Source organism: Streptomyces sp. NPDC058534, from assembly GCF_042717365.1.
GTDB lineage: Bacteria > Actinomycetota > Actinomycetes > Streptomycetales > Streptomycetaceae > Streptomyces.
Genome location: NZ_JBHXNW010000055.1, coordinates 1 through 14,267, shown reverse-complemented (window position 1 = coordinate 14,267; position 14,267 = coordinate 1). Strand labels below are relative to the sequence as shown.

Below are 14,267 nucleotides of genomic sequence, written 5' to 3'. Positions count from 1 at the left end.
GTGTCTGCTCCTTGGTGGTTTCCGTGATCTCGGTGGGTCCGGTGGTGACCCTTACGCAGGACTAAGGGTGCCATGCCGTCCGGGCCGGGGTCAGGCGGGGACCCGGGCGCCCGCGAGGTTCTCGATCGTGCGGCGCGCGCTGGGGCCGACCAGCGCGGCCCAGTCCAGCGGCGCGTCGGCCAGCCAGCCGGTCAGCCGGGTGGCGAAGCCCGGGAGGTGACGGGCCAGGTCGACCAGTCCGCGGTCGAAGCGGGTGGCGCCGTCGGGGGTGCGGACGAGGAGGAGGCCGGTGCGGTGGACGAGGGCGCGCTGGTCCTCGCCGGCACACCGGGCGGCCGCGTACAGCAGCGCGTCCAGGACGGCGGGGGCCTGCTCGTGGGCGAGGAGGTGCTCGCGCAGGTCCCCGCGGAGCGGGCCGACCGCGGCGGCGCCGTCGGCGGGGAGGACACCGGCGAGGGCGGCCCGCGCGGGCTCGGGGCCGTCGTCGAGGAGACGGGTGACGAAGGGGTGGAGTACGGCGCGGTCGGCGGGGTCCCGGTCGAGGCGCCGGTCGACGTAGGCGGCCAGGTGTCCGGCGGTCTCGGGGCGGTCCGCGACGGCTCGCGCCACGAGGGCGGCCACCGGGCGGGCCAGCGCGGGTGTGGTGGCGTCGGCGAGCACGCGCAGCGCCTCCCCCGCGTCCGGGCCGCGCAGCCTGGCCCGGAAGGCTTCGAGGACGGCATCCGGATGGGTGGGCAGGGCGGTGGCCACCGCGCTCGGCGGGAGGTGGGGATCGCCGGCCGCGAAGTGGTCCAGCGCCCTCGGGAGGTGGCGTTCGCGGCAGTCCGGGTCGCGCAGGAGCAGGGCGAGCGCGCCGCCGTGCAGGAGGCTGTCGGCGGGCCCGGCGAGCAGAACGAGGGCGGCGTGCCGGAGCAGGGTGCGGTCGGCGGCGGTGCGGGCGTGCGGGGCGGTGCGCAGGCCGTGGGCGACGGCGGCGCTCCGCCGCTCGGGGCGCTCGTCGCGCGCCCACCGCTCGACGGCGCGGCACAGGGCCGAGGGTTCCTCCTCGGCCAGGACGGCGAGCAGTTCGTCGGCCCGCCGGTGGGTGCTGTCTACGAGTACCTCGGTGAGCCCGTCCAGGCCCCGGTGGCGGTGCGTGTGCAGCAGCGCCTGCGCGGCCGTCGCGACGGTGGCGTGCGGGGTGGCGGGCAGCGGCCGATCGTCGTCGAACCAGCGGACGAGGAGCGGCTGTACGGCCGCGGGGCCGGCGGTGAGCAGTGCCGCGACGGTGTCGAGGTGGCGGGGGCCCGGTTCGCTCGGGGGGCCGTCGGCGAGGACGAGGCGGCGCAGCAGGTCCAGCCGGGTGGCCTCGGGCAGCCGCAGGCCCGTCCAGAAGGCGGGCCCGAACTCCGCCGGCACCGGCCGTCCCTCTCCGCGCCGTTCCGCGAGGCCGTCGGCGAGGAGCCGCAGCACCTCCGTGTACGGGGTCGCGTCGGGCACGCGCGCGAGGACGCGGGTGAGCAGCCGGGGGGCCCACCAGGAGTGGGGGTCGGCGTCGAGGGTGTTCACCAGCTCTTCGAGGGTCAGGGCGAGTTGGAGGACGCCGTGCTGCCGGGCGAGGAGCAGGACGGCCTCGACGACGGGGCCGATGCGGTGGTGCGGCACGGGGAGGGTGTGCGGGTCGTGCGTGTCGTGCGGGTCGTGCGGGGTGCCGCGGCGGTGGACGAGGGCGCGCAGGGCGCCGTCCAGATCGAGGTGGACGCCCTGGATCCAGTCGGCCAGCTCCTCGTGTGCGAAGCGGTAGCCGGGGCCCGCGGGGACGAGGAGGCCCTCGGCGAGCACGGCCGACGCCCATCCGGTGCCGCCGCCGAGCCGGGCCGGGGCGGGCCCCCACGGGAACAGCGCCTCGAAGGACTCCCGGTCCAGCGCGCCCTGCCCGGGGCCGAGACTGCGCCGGGCGGCCTCGTGGACCTGCCCGGAGACCTTCGCGGCGAGGCGGCGTACGGCGGTGCCACGCAGGCCGTTCTCGCCGGCCAGGCGGGTCGCGACGCGCAGGCACATCAGGTCCAGGTACGCCACGAAGACCGCGTCCCGGTCGACGGGCGCCGGGGGCACGTCGAGGCCGGCGTGGGCCTCCGCGAGCAGACGCAGGGTGAGGGGGTGCCGGTCGTCCGGGGCCGCCAGGGCGCCGTCCGGGACGCGGTGGCGGGCGCGCACCTCCCGGGCCTCTTCGTCGCCCAGGTCGCCGATCGGGACACAGGGCGGGAGCACCGGCCCGGCGGCGGCTGTCTCCGCCCCGGCAAACGCCGGCCGGGACACGACGACCGCCGCCCCGGCCCCGGCCACTCCGCCGGACGGCGCCGGCGACCAGGCACCGACGGAAGCCGGGCTCGGCGACCAGGGCCCGCGGGTTGCTCCCGGTGGCCTCGGTCCAGATCCGGCGGACGCCGCCCCGGGTTCGGCCCCTCCCACGGACGGCAACGGAGACCAGGCCCTCGCAGACACCGACCCCGGCGCCCAAGGACCGGCAGTCGGGCCCGGCGGGTTCGGTCCGAATCCGGCGGCCGCCGTCCCGGATTCGGCACCACCCACGGACGGCACCGAAGACCAGGCCCTCGCAGACACCGACCCCGGCGCCCAAGGACCGCCGCTCGGCCCCGGCGGGTTCGGTCCAAATCCGGCGGACGCCGTCCCGGATTCGGCACCACCCACGGACGGCACCGAAGACCAGGCCCTCGCGGACACCGCGCCCGGCGCCCAAGGACCGGCGGTCGGGCTCGGCGGCCGCAGTCCAGATCCAGCCTCCGACGTCCCGGGGGGCGGCACCGCACCGGCCGACGCTCGTCCCCCGGCGGCCGCCCAGGACGGCACCGGCATGGCTGACCGGCCTTGCCGTACCACCCCCGGCGTCTCGGACGGTGCCTTGTCGGCACCGTCCGCCGTACCCGGCGCGAAGGGCCGCTCGCCGGGCACCGGGTCGTACAGCAGTTCCCGTGGGAATTCGGCTCCCGCGTGCTCCCAGTACTCCGCCCGGCAGGCGATGACGAGCCGGATGCCCGTCTCCCCCAGCCAGGCCGCGGTGCCCTCGGTCCACTCGGGGAGGCGGTGGGCGAGCACGGGCGGCATCTCCTCGGGGCCGTCCAGCAGGAGGAGGAGGGGCCTTCCGGCGGTGCGGGCCAGGCGGGCGAGGCGTTCCGGGGCGATGTCTCCGAGGTCGTCGGGGCGGGCGCGGTCCGAGGCGGCGACGATGCGGGCGGCCCGGGACAGCGTCCGGCGCACGGCGTCCGCAAGCGACATGTCCTCGTCGCACAGGTCGGCGCCGCGCAGCCACAGCGTGGGTGCCGGTGCGGGGCCCCGGGAGCGGCGGGCGGCGAGGGCCGCCAGCTCGGTCGTACGGCCGCTGCCCGGCGCGCCGACCAGTCCCAGCACGCGGGCGCGGCTCGCGGCGAAGGCGGTGAACGCGCGGGTCACCGGGGCCCGTTCGACCGGATTCACCAGCGCGGGTGCGCCGCCGGCCGGCCCGGCACCGGGCGTCGCCCCGGAGCCCTCCACCGCACGGGCGTCCCCGCGCGGACCGTCCTGCCCGACCGACGTGGCCGTGAGGGCGAGGACACCCGCCAGGTTGAGATCGGCTCCGTAGGCCGGGACCGTCGCGGCGTTCTCGGCGAGCAGGGCGGCGAGCGGGCCCGTGTCCGTGCGGCGCAGCGGCACGGCGAAGCCGACGTCGCTGTGTCCGGAGCTGAGCGCGGTGCCGAGGACACCGAGGACGGCACCGGTCGCGATGTCGAGGACGGGACCGCCGGCCGCGCCGCCGCCCAGCCGCAGCGCGTCCCGCCCGGAGGTGCCGCAGGCCAGTTCCAGGGCGTCGCCGAGGAGGTGGAAGCGGTCGGTGGCCGTGTAGGTCACGTCGGTGGCGCCCAGGACGCGGGCCTCGCGCCAGCCGCCGGCGGCGATACGCACGTAGGTCCCGGCCTCGACGCGGTCCCGCGTGGTGACGGGCAGCGGGCGGACGCCCAGGCCCTCGGTGCGGACCAGGGCCAGGCCGAGGGCGGGCAGCGGGGTCACGTCCGCGGCGGCCACCACGCGGCGCCGGTCGTCGGCGGTGCGCAGGACCAGCCGGGAGAGGCCGTCGACCGCTTCGTGGCTGGTGAGCACCGTGCCGTGGTGGTCGGCGACGAATCCCGTGCCGCGGGGGCGTCCGGCGAGGTCGTGCACCTGGACCAGGGCGTCGTCGGGCGCGTGCCGGGCCGGATCGGCCGCCCGGGCCGTGGGCCCGCCGCGCGCGTCCCGGGCTCCGTCCCTCGACCCCTGTCCCGCCCTGCCGCCCGCCGCCTCCCGGGACCGGTTCCTCGACGCCATCGCCGAACCTCCCCGCCGTACACCCGTGCTGTGTGTTCGACGGTAGGCGCGTGATGATCAGCGGGACAGATCCCCTGGCGAACGCGCCCCCTTCCACTCCCCCGGTTCACTCCGAGCGCCTGCCCGGACGGGTGAACAGGAGGGGAAGGTTGGATACACCCTAGGAGGCGGGGGAACCGAGGGGGGCCGTGGAGCGGCGACAGTGAAGTCCCCGTGATCGCCGCTCCACGGGCGGACGCCGACTGCGCGTCGGCTCAGCCGAAGACGGCCAGGCTCTTCGCCTTGCCCTTGTGCTCCTCGACGAGCGCGAGCAGTCCGCCCTCGGGTCCGTAGACGGCGACAGCACCGGCGCCCGTGTAGACCTCGGGCATGTCCAGCCGGACCCCGTTGGTGAGCAGCTTGGCCCGCCTGTCGTCGACGTCCCAGCGCGGGAAGGCGGCACCGGCCGCGTCCGCGATGGGCATGACGGTCAGCTCCTGCTGGAGCTGGTCCAGCGTCCGGGCGGTGTCGAGCTTGTAGGGCCCGACCCGGGTGCGGCGCAGCGCGGTGAGGTGACCGCCGACGCCGAGACCGGCGCCCAGGTCGCGCGCCAGGGCCCGGATGTAGGTACCGGAGGAGCAGACCACCGAGACCACCAGGTCCAGCACCGGGGTGCCGTCCTCGGCGACGGCGTCGCGGACGTCGTACACCGAGAACGAGGAGACGGTGACGGGGCGGGCGGGGATCTCGAACTCCTCGCCCTCGCGCGCCCGCTTGTAGGAGCGCACGCCATTGATCTTGATGGCGCTGACCTTGGACGGCACCTGCATGATCTCGCCGGTCAGTTCGGCGATGCCGGCGTCGATCGCGTCCCGGGTGACCTTCGAGGCGTCCTCGGACCTCGTGATCTCGCCCTCGGCGTCGTCGGTCAGGGTGGTCTGCCCGAGCCGGATGGTGCCCAGGTACTCCTTCTCGGTGAGGGCGAGGTGTCCGAGGAGCTTGGTCGCCCGCTCCACGCCGAGGACCAGGACGCCCGTCGCCATCGGGTCGAGCGTGCCGGCGTGCCCGACGCGCCGTGTCCGGGCGATGCCCCGCATCTTGGCGACGACGTCGTGCGAAGTGAAACCCGACGGCTTGTCGACGATGACAAGGCCGTCGGGCGTGGTGTGCTTCTCGGTCATTTAGCGGTGTCGTCCGTCTCGTCGCCCTCGCCGGCCTCACCGTCATCCTCGTCCGGCTTGCGGTACGGGTCGGCCCCGCCGGCGTACGCGGCGCCCGCGGACGCCTCGCGCACCTTGGCGTCGGACTGACGCGCCTTGTCGAGGAGGTCCTCGATGTTGCGCGCGGTGTCCGGGAGGGCGTCCATGACGAAGGCCAGGGTCGGCGTGAACTTCACGCCCGCCGCCTTGCCGACCTCGGAGCGCAGGATGCCCTTGGCGCTCTCCAGGCCCGCCGCGGCGGCCGTGCGCTCCTCGTCGTCCCCGTACACCGTGTAGAAGACGGTCGCCTCCCGCAGGTCACCCGTGACCCGGGTGTCCGTGATGGTGACGTGCGAGCCGAGCCGCGGGTCCTTGATCCCGCGCTGCAGCTTCTGGGCCACCACCTCTCGGATGAGGTCCGCCAGCCTTTTCGCCCGCGCGTTGTCGGCCACTGGTCCGTCTCCCGTTCTTTCTTCTCTGGCGTGATCTTGCGTGATCTTGCGTGATCTGGTGTGATCTGGCCTGGTCTAGCGTGGTCCGGTCAGTCGTCGTCGCCGTGGAGGCGCCGTCGCACGGACAGCAGTTCCACCTCGGGCCGGCCGGCCACCAGCCGTTCGCACCGGTCGAGTACGTCGCTGAGGTGGCCCGCGTCGCCGGACACCACGGCCAGGCCGACGACCGCCCGGCGGTGCAGGTTCATGTGCTCCACCTCGGCCGCGCTCACCGCGTACTTCCGCTGGAGTTCGGCGACGATCGGGCGGACCACGGAGCGCTTCTCCTTCAGCGAATGTACGTCGCCGAGGAGGAGGTCGAAGGACAGCGTCCCCACATACATGTATGCAACCGGTTCACCCGCCGGTTCGGGATCGATGGCCCCGCCGTTCACGGGCGGGGACATCAGAACCGTACAACGAACGGCCGGGGCCGATCGACGGATATTTGTGCTCCGCCGACCGGCCCCGGACCGCACCGTCTCGGAAGTCGCGGTGGTTACACCCGCGGCTTCTCGCGCATCTCGTACGTCGCGATGACGTCGTCGACCTTGATGTCGTTGAAGTTTCCGAGGTTGATACCGCCCTCGAAGCCTTCGCGGATCTCGGTGACGTCGTCCTTGAAGCGACGCAGGCCCACGATGTTGAGGCTCTCCGCGATGACCTTGCCATCGCGCAGCAGGCGCGCCTTGGTGTTGCGCTTGACCTCGCCGGAGCGGATGAGAACACCCGCGATGTTGCCCAGCTTGGACGAGCGGAAGACCTCGCGGATCTCCGCCGTGCCCAGCTCGACCTCTTCGTACTCCGGCTTGAGCATGCCCTTGAGGGCCGCCTCGATCTCCTCGATCGCCTGGTAGATGACCGAGTAGTACCGGACGTCCACACCTTCGCGCTCGGCCATCTGCGCGGCACGCCCCGCGGCGCGCACGTTGAAGCCGATCACGATGGCGTCGGAGCCCATCGCCAGGTCGATGTCGGACTCCGTGACCGCACCGACGCCGCGGTGCAGGACGCGGATGTCGACCTCTTCGCCGACGTCCAGCTGGAGCAGGGAGGACTCCAGGGCCTCGACCGATCCGGAAGCGTCACCCTTGATGATCAGGTTCAGCTGCTGGACCTCGCCGGCCTTGAGCACCTTGTCCAGGTCCTCGAGCGACACGCGGCGCGTGCGCTTGGCGAACGCCGCGTTCCGCTCGCGGGCGGCGCGCTTCTCCGCGATCTGGCGGGCCGTACGGTCCTCGTCGACCACGATGAAGTTGTCGCCGGCACCCGGGACGTTGGTCAGACCCAGCACCTGGACCGGGGTCGACGGACCCGCCTCGGCGACGTTGTTGCCGTTGTCGTCGAGCATGGCGCGGACGCGGCCGTAGGCGTCGCCCACCACCATCGTGTCGCCGACCCGCAGGGTGCCTCGCTGCACGAGGACCGTCGCCACGGCACCGCGGCCGCGGTCGAGACGGGACTCGATCGAGATGCCCTGCGCGTCCTGGTTCGGGTTGGCCCGCAGGTCGAGCGAGGCGTCCGCGGTGAGGACCACGGCCTCCAGCAGGGAGTCGATGTGCAGACCCTGCTTGGCGGAGATGTCGACGAACATGGTGTCGCCGCCGTACTCCTCGGCCACCAGGCCGTACTCGGTCAGCTGACCGCGCACCTTGGTCGGGTCGGCGCCCTCGACGTCGATCTTGTTGACCGCGACGACGATCGGGACCTCGGCCGCCTTGGCGTGGTTGAGCGCCTCGACCGTCTGCGGCATGACGCCGTCGTTGGCCGCGACGACCAGGATCGCGATGTCGGTCGACTTGGCACCGCGGGCACGCATGGCGGTGAACGCCTCGTGACCCGGGGTGTCGATGAAGGTGATCTTGCGCTCTTCGCCGTGGACCTCGGTCGCGACCTGGTAGGCACCGATGTGCTGGGTGATGCCGCCGGCCTCGCCCGCGACGACGTTCGTCTTGCGGATGGCGTCGAGCAGTCGGGTCTTACCGTGGTCGACGTGACCCATGACGGTGACGGCCGGAGGACGGACGACCAGGTCCTCCTCGGAGCCCTCGTCCTCGCCGAACTCCAGGTCGAAGGACTCGAGCAGCTCGCGGTCCTCCTCCTCCGGGCTGACGATCTGAACCGTGTAGTTCATCTCGCCGGCGAGGAGGTGGAGCGTCTCGTCGGAGACGGACTGGGTCGCGGTGACCATCTCGCCGAGGTTCATCATGACCGCGACGAGCGACGCCGGGTTGGCGTTGATCTTCTCCGCGAAGTCGGTGAGCGACGCACCGCGCGACAGGCGAATGGCTTCGCCGTTGCCGCGAGGCAGCATCACGCCGCCGACCGACGGGGCCTGCATGGCCTCGTACTCCTGGCGCCTCTGCCGCTTCGACTTGCGACCGCGACGCGCGGGACCGCCGGGACGGCCGAAGGCGCCCTGCGTGCCACCACGGCCACCCGGACCACCGGGACGACCGCCGAAGCCGGGACGGCCACCGCCGCCACCGAAGCCACCGCCACCGGGACGACCGGCGAAACCGCCGCCGCCACCGGGACGACCGCCGCCGCCACCGCCGCCGGGACGACCGGCGAAGCCGCCGCCGCCACCGGGACGACCGCCGCCGCCGCCGGGACGACCGGCACCGCCGGGACCGCGACCGCCGCCGCCACCACCGGGGCCCGGACGCGGGCCCGCAGCGGGACGCTGCGGCATCATGCCGGGGTTCGGACGCGGACCGCCGCCGGGACGGGGACCGCCCTGGCCGCCGCCCTGCGGACGAGGCATCGAGCCGGGGCTCGGACGGTTGCCGCCCGGAGCCTGGGGACGGGGACCGCCGCCCTGGCCGCCGGAGGCCTGCGGACGGGGACCGGCGCCGGAGGCACCGGGGCCGCCAGGACCGCCGGGACCGCCGTGGCCTCCGGCCGGTCGAGGACCGCCCTGCGGACGGGGCGCCTGCGGGCGCGCCATGCCGGCGTTGCCGCCGGAGGTGAAGGGGTTGTTGCCCGGACGCGGACCGCCGGAGCGGCCGCCGGGACGCTGCGCCGGGGCGCCGGGACGCTGGCCACCGGGACGGCCCTGGCCGCCCTGCTGACCACGGTCCTGACCCGGACCGGACGGACGACCGCCGGGCTTGGGGGCGCCGGGACGCGCGCCGGGCTTCGGGCCGGCCGGAGCCGGCGTCGAGGCGGCCGGTGCGGCCGGTGCGGTCGGCGGAGCGGTGAACTCCGGCGCGGCCGGGGCCGGACGCGGCGCGGGCTTCGGGCCCGGCGTCGGACGCGGACCCTGGGAGGGCGCCGGAGCGGGGGCCGCCGGAGCCTCGGGCTGCTGGGCAGCCGCCGGCTTCGGGGCCGCCGGACGCGGCGCGGCCGGACGATCCCCCGCTGCCTGAACGGCGCGGGAGGGGCCCCCAGCCTGCGCCGGAGACGGCGCGGCGGGCCTGGGGGCGGCCTTCTTCGGGGCGGCGGGGCGACCGGCTGCCCGGCCGTTGCCACCACCCTGCTGGAAGGCATCTGTCAGCTTGCGTACTACGGGCGCTTCGATGGTCGAAGACGCCGAACGGACGAATTCACCGAGCTCCTGGAGCTTGGCCATGACGACCTTGCTCTCGACGCCGAACTCCTTGGCGAGTTCGTAGACCCGGACCTTAGCCACTTCGCTCCTCTGAGGTCCGGGTTGCGTCCGGACCGTCGCTAGTTCATGGGCGTACTCATCGCGTACTCATCGAGTGCTCATCGCAATCTCGACCTGCTTTCGACTCGCGAGGTACCGGGCCGGGCGGGGGATTCCGCACGGCTCGTCTTCCTTACCACGTTGCTTACATGCTGCTTTCAGCAACCTTGTGTCTGCTCGACGCAGTGGCGCAACGCCTTTACGTCGAGCGGACCCGGGACGCGGAGCGCCCGCGGGAACGCCTTGCGGCGCACCGCCTGGTCGACACAGACCGGTACGGGGTGTACGTACGCACCCCGGCCGGGCAGCGTACCGCGTGGATCAGGGGTGCAATGACCCTCGACCGCCACGGTGCGCAGCAGCTCGCTCTTGACCGCTCGCTCCCGGCACCCCACGCAGGTGCGCTCAGGGCATGCTCGAGTACGTGTCCGGCCAGACACTGCTAAGTCTACCTCCCCGGGCCGACCTCACCCCTTCGGGGCAAGAATCGAACACGTGCCACACGCAAAGCTGACGTGATCTCAGCGCCGTGCGGCTTGGATCTATTCCCCGTGCTCGCCCGAGGGCTGCTCGGAGGGCTGTCCGGACGGCTGCTCGGTGTCCGGGCGGATGTCGATGCGCCAGCCGGTCAGCCGGGCCGCGAGGCGGGCGTTCTGGCCCTCCTTGCCGATGGCCAGCGACAGCTGGTAGTCCGGCACGATCACCCGCGCGGAGCGGGCGGCCAGGTCCACGACCTCCACCTTGGAGACGCGGGCCGGGGAGAGCGCGTTCGCCACCATCTCGGCCGGGTCGTCCGACCAGTCGACGATGTCGATCTTCTCGCCGTTCAGCTCCCCCATGACGTTGCGCACCCGGCCGCCCATGGGGCCGATGCAGGCGCCCTTGGCGTTCAGGCCCGAGCGGGTGGAGCGGACGGCGATCTTGGTGCGGTGGCCGGCCTCGCGGGCGATCGCGGAGATCTCGACGGACCCGTCGGCGATCTCCGGCACCTCCAGGGCGAAGAGCTTCTTCACCAGGTTGGGGTGGGTGCGGGACAGCGTCACGGAGGGACCGCGCACGCCCTTGGCCACCCGGACGACATAGGACCGCAGCCGCATGCCGTGCGGGTAGGTCTCGCCGGGCACCTGCTCCTGCACCGGCAGGATGGCCTCCAGCTTGCCGATGTCGACCAGCACGTTCTTCGGGTCGCGGCCCTGCTGGACGACGCCGGTGACGATGTCGCCCTCGCGGCCGGCGTACTCGCCGAGCGTCGCGTCGTCCTCGGCGTCGCGCAGCCGCTGCAGGATGACCTGCTTGGCGGTGGTGGCGGCGATACGGCCGAAGTCGGACGGGGTGTCGTCGAACTCGCGGGCCGCCTGGCCCTCTTCGAGGTCGTCGGGGTCCTCCTTCGCCCACACGGTCACGTGTCCGGTGTCCCGCTTGAGTTCCACGCGCGCGTGCCGGCGGCTTCCCTCGGTGCGGTGATAGGCGATGAGGAGGGCCGACTCGATCGCTTCGACCAGCAGGTCGAAGGAGATCTCCTTCTCCCGTACCAAGCCCCGCAGGGCGCTCATGTCGATGTCCACGGCTACGCCTCCTCTTCCGTCGTGTCGCTGTTGTCGGTGTTCTCGGTGTTCTCGGTGTTCTCGGTGTGCTCGGCGTGCTCGGTGTCCTTGGCGTCCTTGCGGTTGAACTCGACCTGGACGCGTGCCTTGTCGATGTCACCGAAGGCGAGTCTGCGGGTGGTGGCCTTGCGGCCCTTCACGCCGGGCACTTCCAGGTCGAGTCCGTCCTCGTCCACGGCGAGGACACGGGCGACCAGCTCGCCGCCCTCGTGCAGCTGGAAGCGGACCAGGCGGTCCGTGGCGCGCACGTAGTGGCGGTGCTCGGTGAGGGAGCGCTCCGCGCCCGGGGTGCCCACTTCCAGGGTGTACTCCGCCTCGCCCATCGCGTCGCTCTCGTCCAGCGTCGCCGAGAGCACGCGGCTCACATCGGCGATCCGGTCCAGGTCGGCGCCGGTGTCGGAGTCGACGACCACTCTCAGCACACGCTTGCGGCCGACCGAGTCCACCGCGATCTCTTCGAGGTCCAGTCCCTGGGAGGCGACGAGCGGCTCCAGCAGCTCTCGCAGCCTCTCGCTCTGGGTGGTGCTCATCCGGGTGACTCCTCGGCCGCGTGTGCTGTTGTGGGATGGGTCGCGTGTCTGGTCAAAGGGTATCGGGTCCCGGGGGGTGTTGCCGTCCACCCCGGCTCGGCGGTGCCGATGACCGGGGCCCGGCCGGGGCCCGGGTACCGTGATCACGGGCCGGCCGCGCCGCGGGTCCCCGCCGCGTCGCCCGTCGCTTTGTCCGTCGTTCTGCCCGTCGCTCTGTCCGTCGCTTTGCCGCCGCTTCCGTACGAGCCTGTCGAGGACGTCTGCCGTGTCGTTTTCCGCATCGCCGCGCCCGCCGTCGGGGCCGCGCAGAAGGAGTCTGCTCGTGTCGGCCGCCGGGGCCGCCGGGGCCGTCCTGCTCGTCGGGTGCTCCGGCGGCTCGGAGTCCGAGGACCGGGCCGCCGAACGCTCTGCGGCCGACGCCGCACGCGCGCGTGCGGGCCGGGACAGCGAGGCGCTGGCCGCGCGGTACGCGGCGGTGATCGGCGCTCATCCGGGGCTGGCGGAGCGGTTGCGTCCGCTGCGGGAGGAGGTCGTACGGCACGCGGAGGCGTTCGGGGCGGGGGGTACGGCGTCGGCGGGAGCGTCGTCCGAGGCGTCGTCGGTGGCGTCGCCCTCGGTGTCCGCGCGGGCTGCCGGGCCCGGGGACGGCGTCGGGCGGGTGCCGGCGGACGAGAGGGACGCGGTGGCCCTGCTGGCCGGCGCCGAGCGGAAGCTGGCCGACCGGCGGGCCGAGGCGCTGCTGGAGGTGCCGGGTGAGCTGGCGCGGCTGCTGGCCTCCGTGGCGGCGGCCGGGGCGGCGCACGTGTATCTGCTGACGGACGGAGGGTGACGGGTGAGCGAGGCGGAGGACCGGAAGCTGGACGCCCTCCAGGCGGCGCTTTCGGCTGAGCACGCGGCTGTGTACGGCTACGGGGTCGTCGGGGGGCGGATCGGTGAGGAACGGCGCGGCGAGGTCCGGACGGCCTATGACGCGCACCGGGCACGGCGGGACGCGCTGACACGCGAGGTGCGTGACCTGGGCGGCAGGCCGGTGGCCGCGTCGGCCGGGTACGCGCTCCCCTTCTCCGTGCCGGACGCGGCGGCGGCGGTGCGGCTGGCGGCCGAGCTGGAGGAGCGGCTCGCCGGGGTCTACTCCGACCTGGTGCGGGCGGCCGAGGGTGAGCGGCGGGCCGCTGCGGCCGGGGCGCTGCGGGAGGCGGCGGTCCGTGCGGCGCGGTGGCGGGGCGGGAGCGTAGCCTTCCCTGGGCTCGCCGAGCGGACCGGCAGGTCGTCGGGGCGCACCTCGGCTCCGGGGGCCTCGGCTCCGGGAGCTTCGGCTCCGGGAGCTTCGGCTTCTGCCACACCGGCTGGGTAACGCGTACGGCTGCACGTACGGGAAGGGAACGGCTCGCGCATGGCTTTCGAAGCGCCGCGGCGGCTGGTCAGGGCGCTCGGCGAGACGGCACCTGGCGGCGACGACTGGCTGGCGCGGCTGCCCGAGGCGGCGGAGCGGGCGGTGGCGCTGCGCGGGCTGAGCGCCGAGCGGGTGCAGGTGCCCGGGGGGCGGAGCAGCCTGGTGGTCCTCGTGCGGGGCGCCGACGGGGCGCCCGCGGTGCTGAAGCTGGCCCCGCGGCGGGCGCGGCCGGAGAGTGAGCGGGCCGCGCTCGCGCACTGGGGTGGACTGGGGGCGGTTCAGCTGCGCGAAGAGGCTGCTGCTGGGGAGGGCGGCGAGGGGGTGCTGCTGCTGGAGCGGTTGCATCCTGATGTGTCGGTGCGGTCGTTGCCTGAGGCGAAGGCATTGCTGGAGGCGGCCGGGACGTTGCGGCGGCTGTGGGTCGAGCCGCCGGCCGGGCATCCCTTCGAGACGGTGGCCGAGCGGACCGGGCGGCAGGCTGAGGCCATGCGGGCGGGTGCGGCGGCGGACGCCGAGGTGGCGCCGCTGGTCGACGCGGCGCTCGCGGCTCGCGAGGAGTTGCTGGCGGGGCCGCCTGGGGCGCGGTTGCTGCACGGCACGTTCCGGCAGAGCAAGGTGCTTGCCGGGGACCGGATGCCGTGGCTGGCGGTGGGGCCGGATCCGGTGGTCGGCGAGACTGCCTTCGACCTCGCGCGGCTGGTGCGGGATCGGGTCGAGGACCTCATCGCCCAGCCGTCGGGGGCGTCGACGACCCGGCGCCGGGTGAAGCGGCTCGCGGAGTCGCTGGAGGTCGACCAGGAACGGCTGCGGGGGTGGACGCTGTTCCGCGCGGTCGAGTCGGGGGTGCGGGCTCGGCGGGTGGGCCGTGAGAAGGACGCGGAGCTGTTGTTGGAGTTCGCGGGCTGGCTGTGAGGGGCGGGTGCGGTGCCTGCGGCGGCCTGTGGCTGCTTCGGTGGGGGTGCGCGTAGCGCGTTGCGGTCGGTGGTGGGTCGGGGCCGCGCCGGGGGGTGTCCGTCCTCGGAACGGCGCGGAATCGGTCGGCCACAGAAGTGACCTGTGTTGACGCGCCAACCGCTGCGGG

General features: G+C 74.2%; 11 protein-coding genes. 3 read left to right on the top strand and 8 right to left on the bottom strand.

What is annotated here, in order from left to right; translation table 11 throughout:
• Positions 1-90 precede the first annotated feature (90 nt).
• The 8 genes from ACFWR9_RS28820 to rimP all read right to left on the bottom strand — a co-directional run bounded on the left by ACFWR9_RS28820 (position 91) and on the right by rimP (position 11,793).
• Positions 91-4,338 carry a trypsin-like peptidase domain-containing protein gene (locus tag ACFWR9_RS28820; RefSeq protein ID WP_383846907.1) on the bottom strand — a complete coding sequence of 1,416 codons (4,248 nt, stop codon included), beginning with the start codon at positions 4,336-4,338 and terminating at the stop codon, positions 91-93.
• 254 nt (positions 4,339-4,592) lie between these two features.
• The gene (gene truB, locus ACFWR9_RS28815; RefSeq protein WP_383846905.1) at positions 4,593-5,498 is read right to left on the bottom strand and encodes a tRNA pseudouridine(55) synthase TruB; all 906 of its coding nucleotides are present in this window, start codon (positions 5,496-5,498) and stop codon (positions 4,593-4,595) included.
• Positions 5,495-5,968, bottom strand: a complete 474-nt coding sequence (rbfA, locus tag ACFWR9_RS28810; protein ID WP_383846903.1) for a 30S ribosome-binding factor RbfA — start codon at positions 5,966-5,968, stop codon at positions 5,495-5,497. The genes truB and rbfA overlap by 4 nt, the downstream gene beginning before the upstream one ends.
• Positions 5,969-6,057: 89 nt before the next feature.
• Positions 6,058-6,351, bottom strand: a complete 294-nt coding sequence (locus ACFWR9_RS28805; RefSeq protein ID WP_064730112.1) for a DUF503 domain-containing protein — start codon at positions 6,349-6,351, stop codon at positions 6,058-6,060.
• Positions 6,352-6,506: 155 nt separating this feature from the next.
• Positions 6,507-9,641: a translation initiation factor IF-2 gene (gene infB / locus ACFWR9_RS28800; RefSeq protein WP_383846901.1), complete on the bottom strand. Its 3,135-nt coding sequence runs from the start codon at positions 9,639-9,641 to the stop codon at positions 6,507-6,509.
• Positions 9,642-9,817: 176 nt separating this feature from the next.
• Positions 9,818-10,099 carry a YlxR family protein gene (locus tag ACFWR9_RS28795; RefSeq protein ID WP_383846899.1) on the bottom strand — a complete coding sequence of 94 codons (282 nt, stop codon included), beginning with the start codon at positions 10,097-10,099 and terminating at the stop codon, positions 9,818-9,820.
• A gap of 102 nt (positions 10,100-10,201) precedes the next feature.
• A complete protein-coding gene (gene nusA, locus ACFWR9_RS28790; RefSeq protein ID WP_365641960.1) occupies positions 10,202-11,224 on the bottom strand; it encodes a transcription termination factor NusA in 1,023 nt (340 codons plus the stop codon).
• A gap of 2 nt (positions 11,225-11,226) precedes the next feature.
• A complete protein-coding gene (gene rimP, locus ACFWR9_RS28785) occupies positions 11,227-11,793 on the bottom strand; it encodes a ribosome maturation factor RimP (RefSeq protein WP_383846897.1) in 567 nt (188 codons plus the stop codon).
• A 265-nt stretch (positions 11,794-12,058) separates the two neighbouring features.
• On the opposite strand from rimP, the gene ACFWR9_RS28780 reads away from it, so the two are divergent.
• From ACFWR9_RS28780 to ACFWR9_RS28770, 3 genes are read left to right on the top strand one after another with little or no spacing between them, the layout of a single operon-like run.
• Complete coding sequence (locus ACFWR9_RS28780; RefSeq protein ID WP_383846896.1) at positions 12,059-12,622, top strand: hypothetical protein; 564 nt, start codon at positions 12,059-12,061, stop codon at positions 12,620-12,622.
• 3 nt (positions 12,623-12,625) lie between these two features.
• Complete coding sequence (locus tag ACFWR9_RS28775) at positions 12,626-13,147, top strand: ferritin-like domain-containing protein (RefSeq protein ID WP_383846894.1); 522 nt, start codon at positions 12,626-12,628, stop codon at positions 13,145-13,147.
• 39 nt (positions 13,148-13,186) lie between these two features.
• Positions 13,187-14,098: an aminoglycoside phosphotransferase family protein gene (locus ACFWR9_RS28770; RefSeq protein WP_383846892.1), complete on the top strand. Its 912-nt coding sequence runs from the start codon at positions 13,187-13,189 to the stop codon at positions 14,096-14,098.
• The last annotated feature ends 169 nt before the right edge of the window (positions 14,099-14,267 follow it).

Coding starts and splice junctions, on each gene's coding strand:
- rimP (WP_383846897.1), bottom strand. CDS start 11,793: ATGAGCACCACCCAGAGCGAGAGGCTGCGAGAGCTGCTGGAGCCGCTC.
- ACFWR9_RS28805 (WP_064730112.1), bottom strand. CDS start 6,351: ATGTATGTGGGGACGCTGTCCTTCGACCTCCTCCTCGGCGACGTACAT.
- ACFWR9_RS28770 (WP_383846892.1), top strand. CDS start 13,187: ATGGCTTTCGAAGCGCCGCGGCGGCTGGTCAGGGCGCTCGGCGAGACG.
- truB (WP_383846905.1), bottom strand. CDS start 5,498: ATGACCGAGAAGCACACCACGCCCGACGGCCTTGTCATCGTCGACAAG.
- ACFWR9_RS28820 (WP_383846907.1), bottom strand. CDS start 4,338: ATGGCGTCGAGGAACCGGTCCCGGGAGGCGGCGGGCGGCAGGGCGGGA.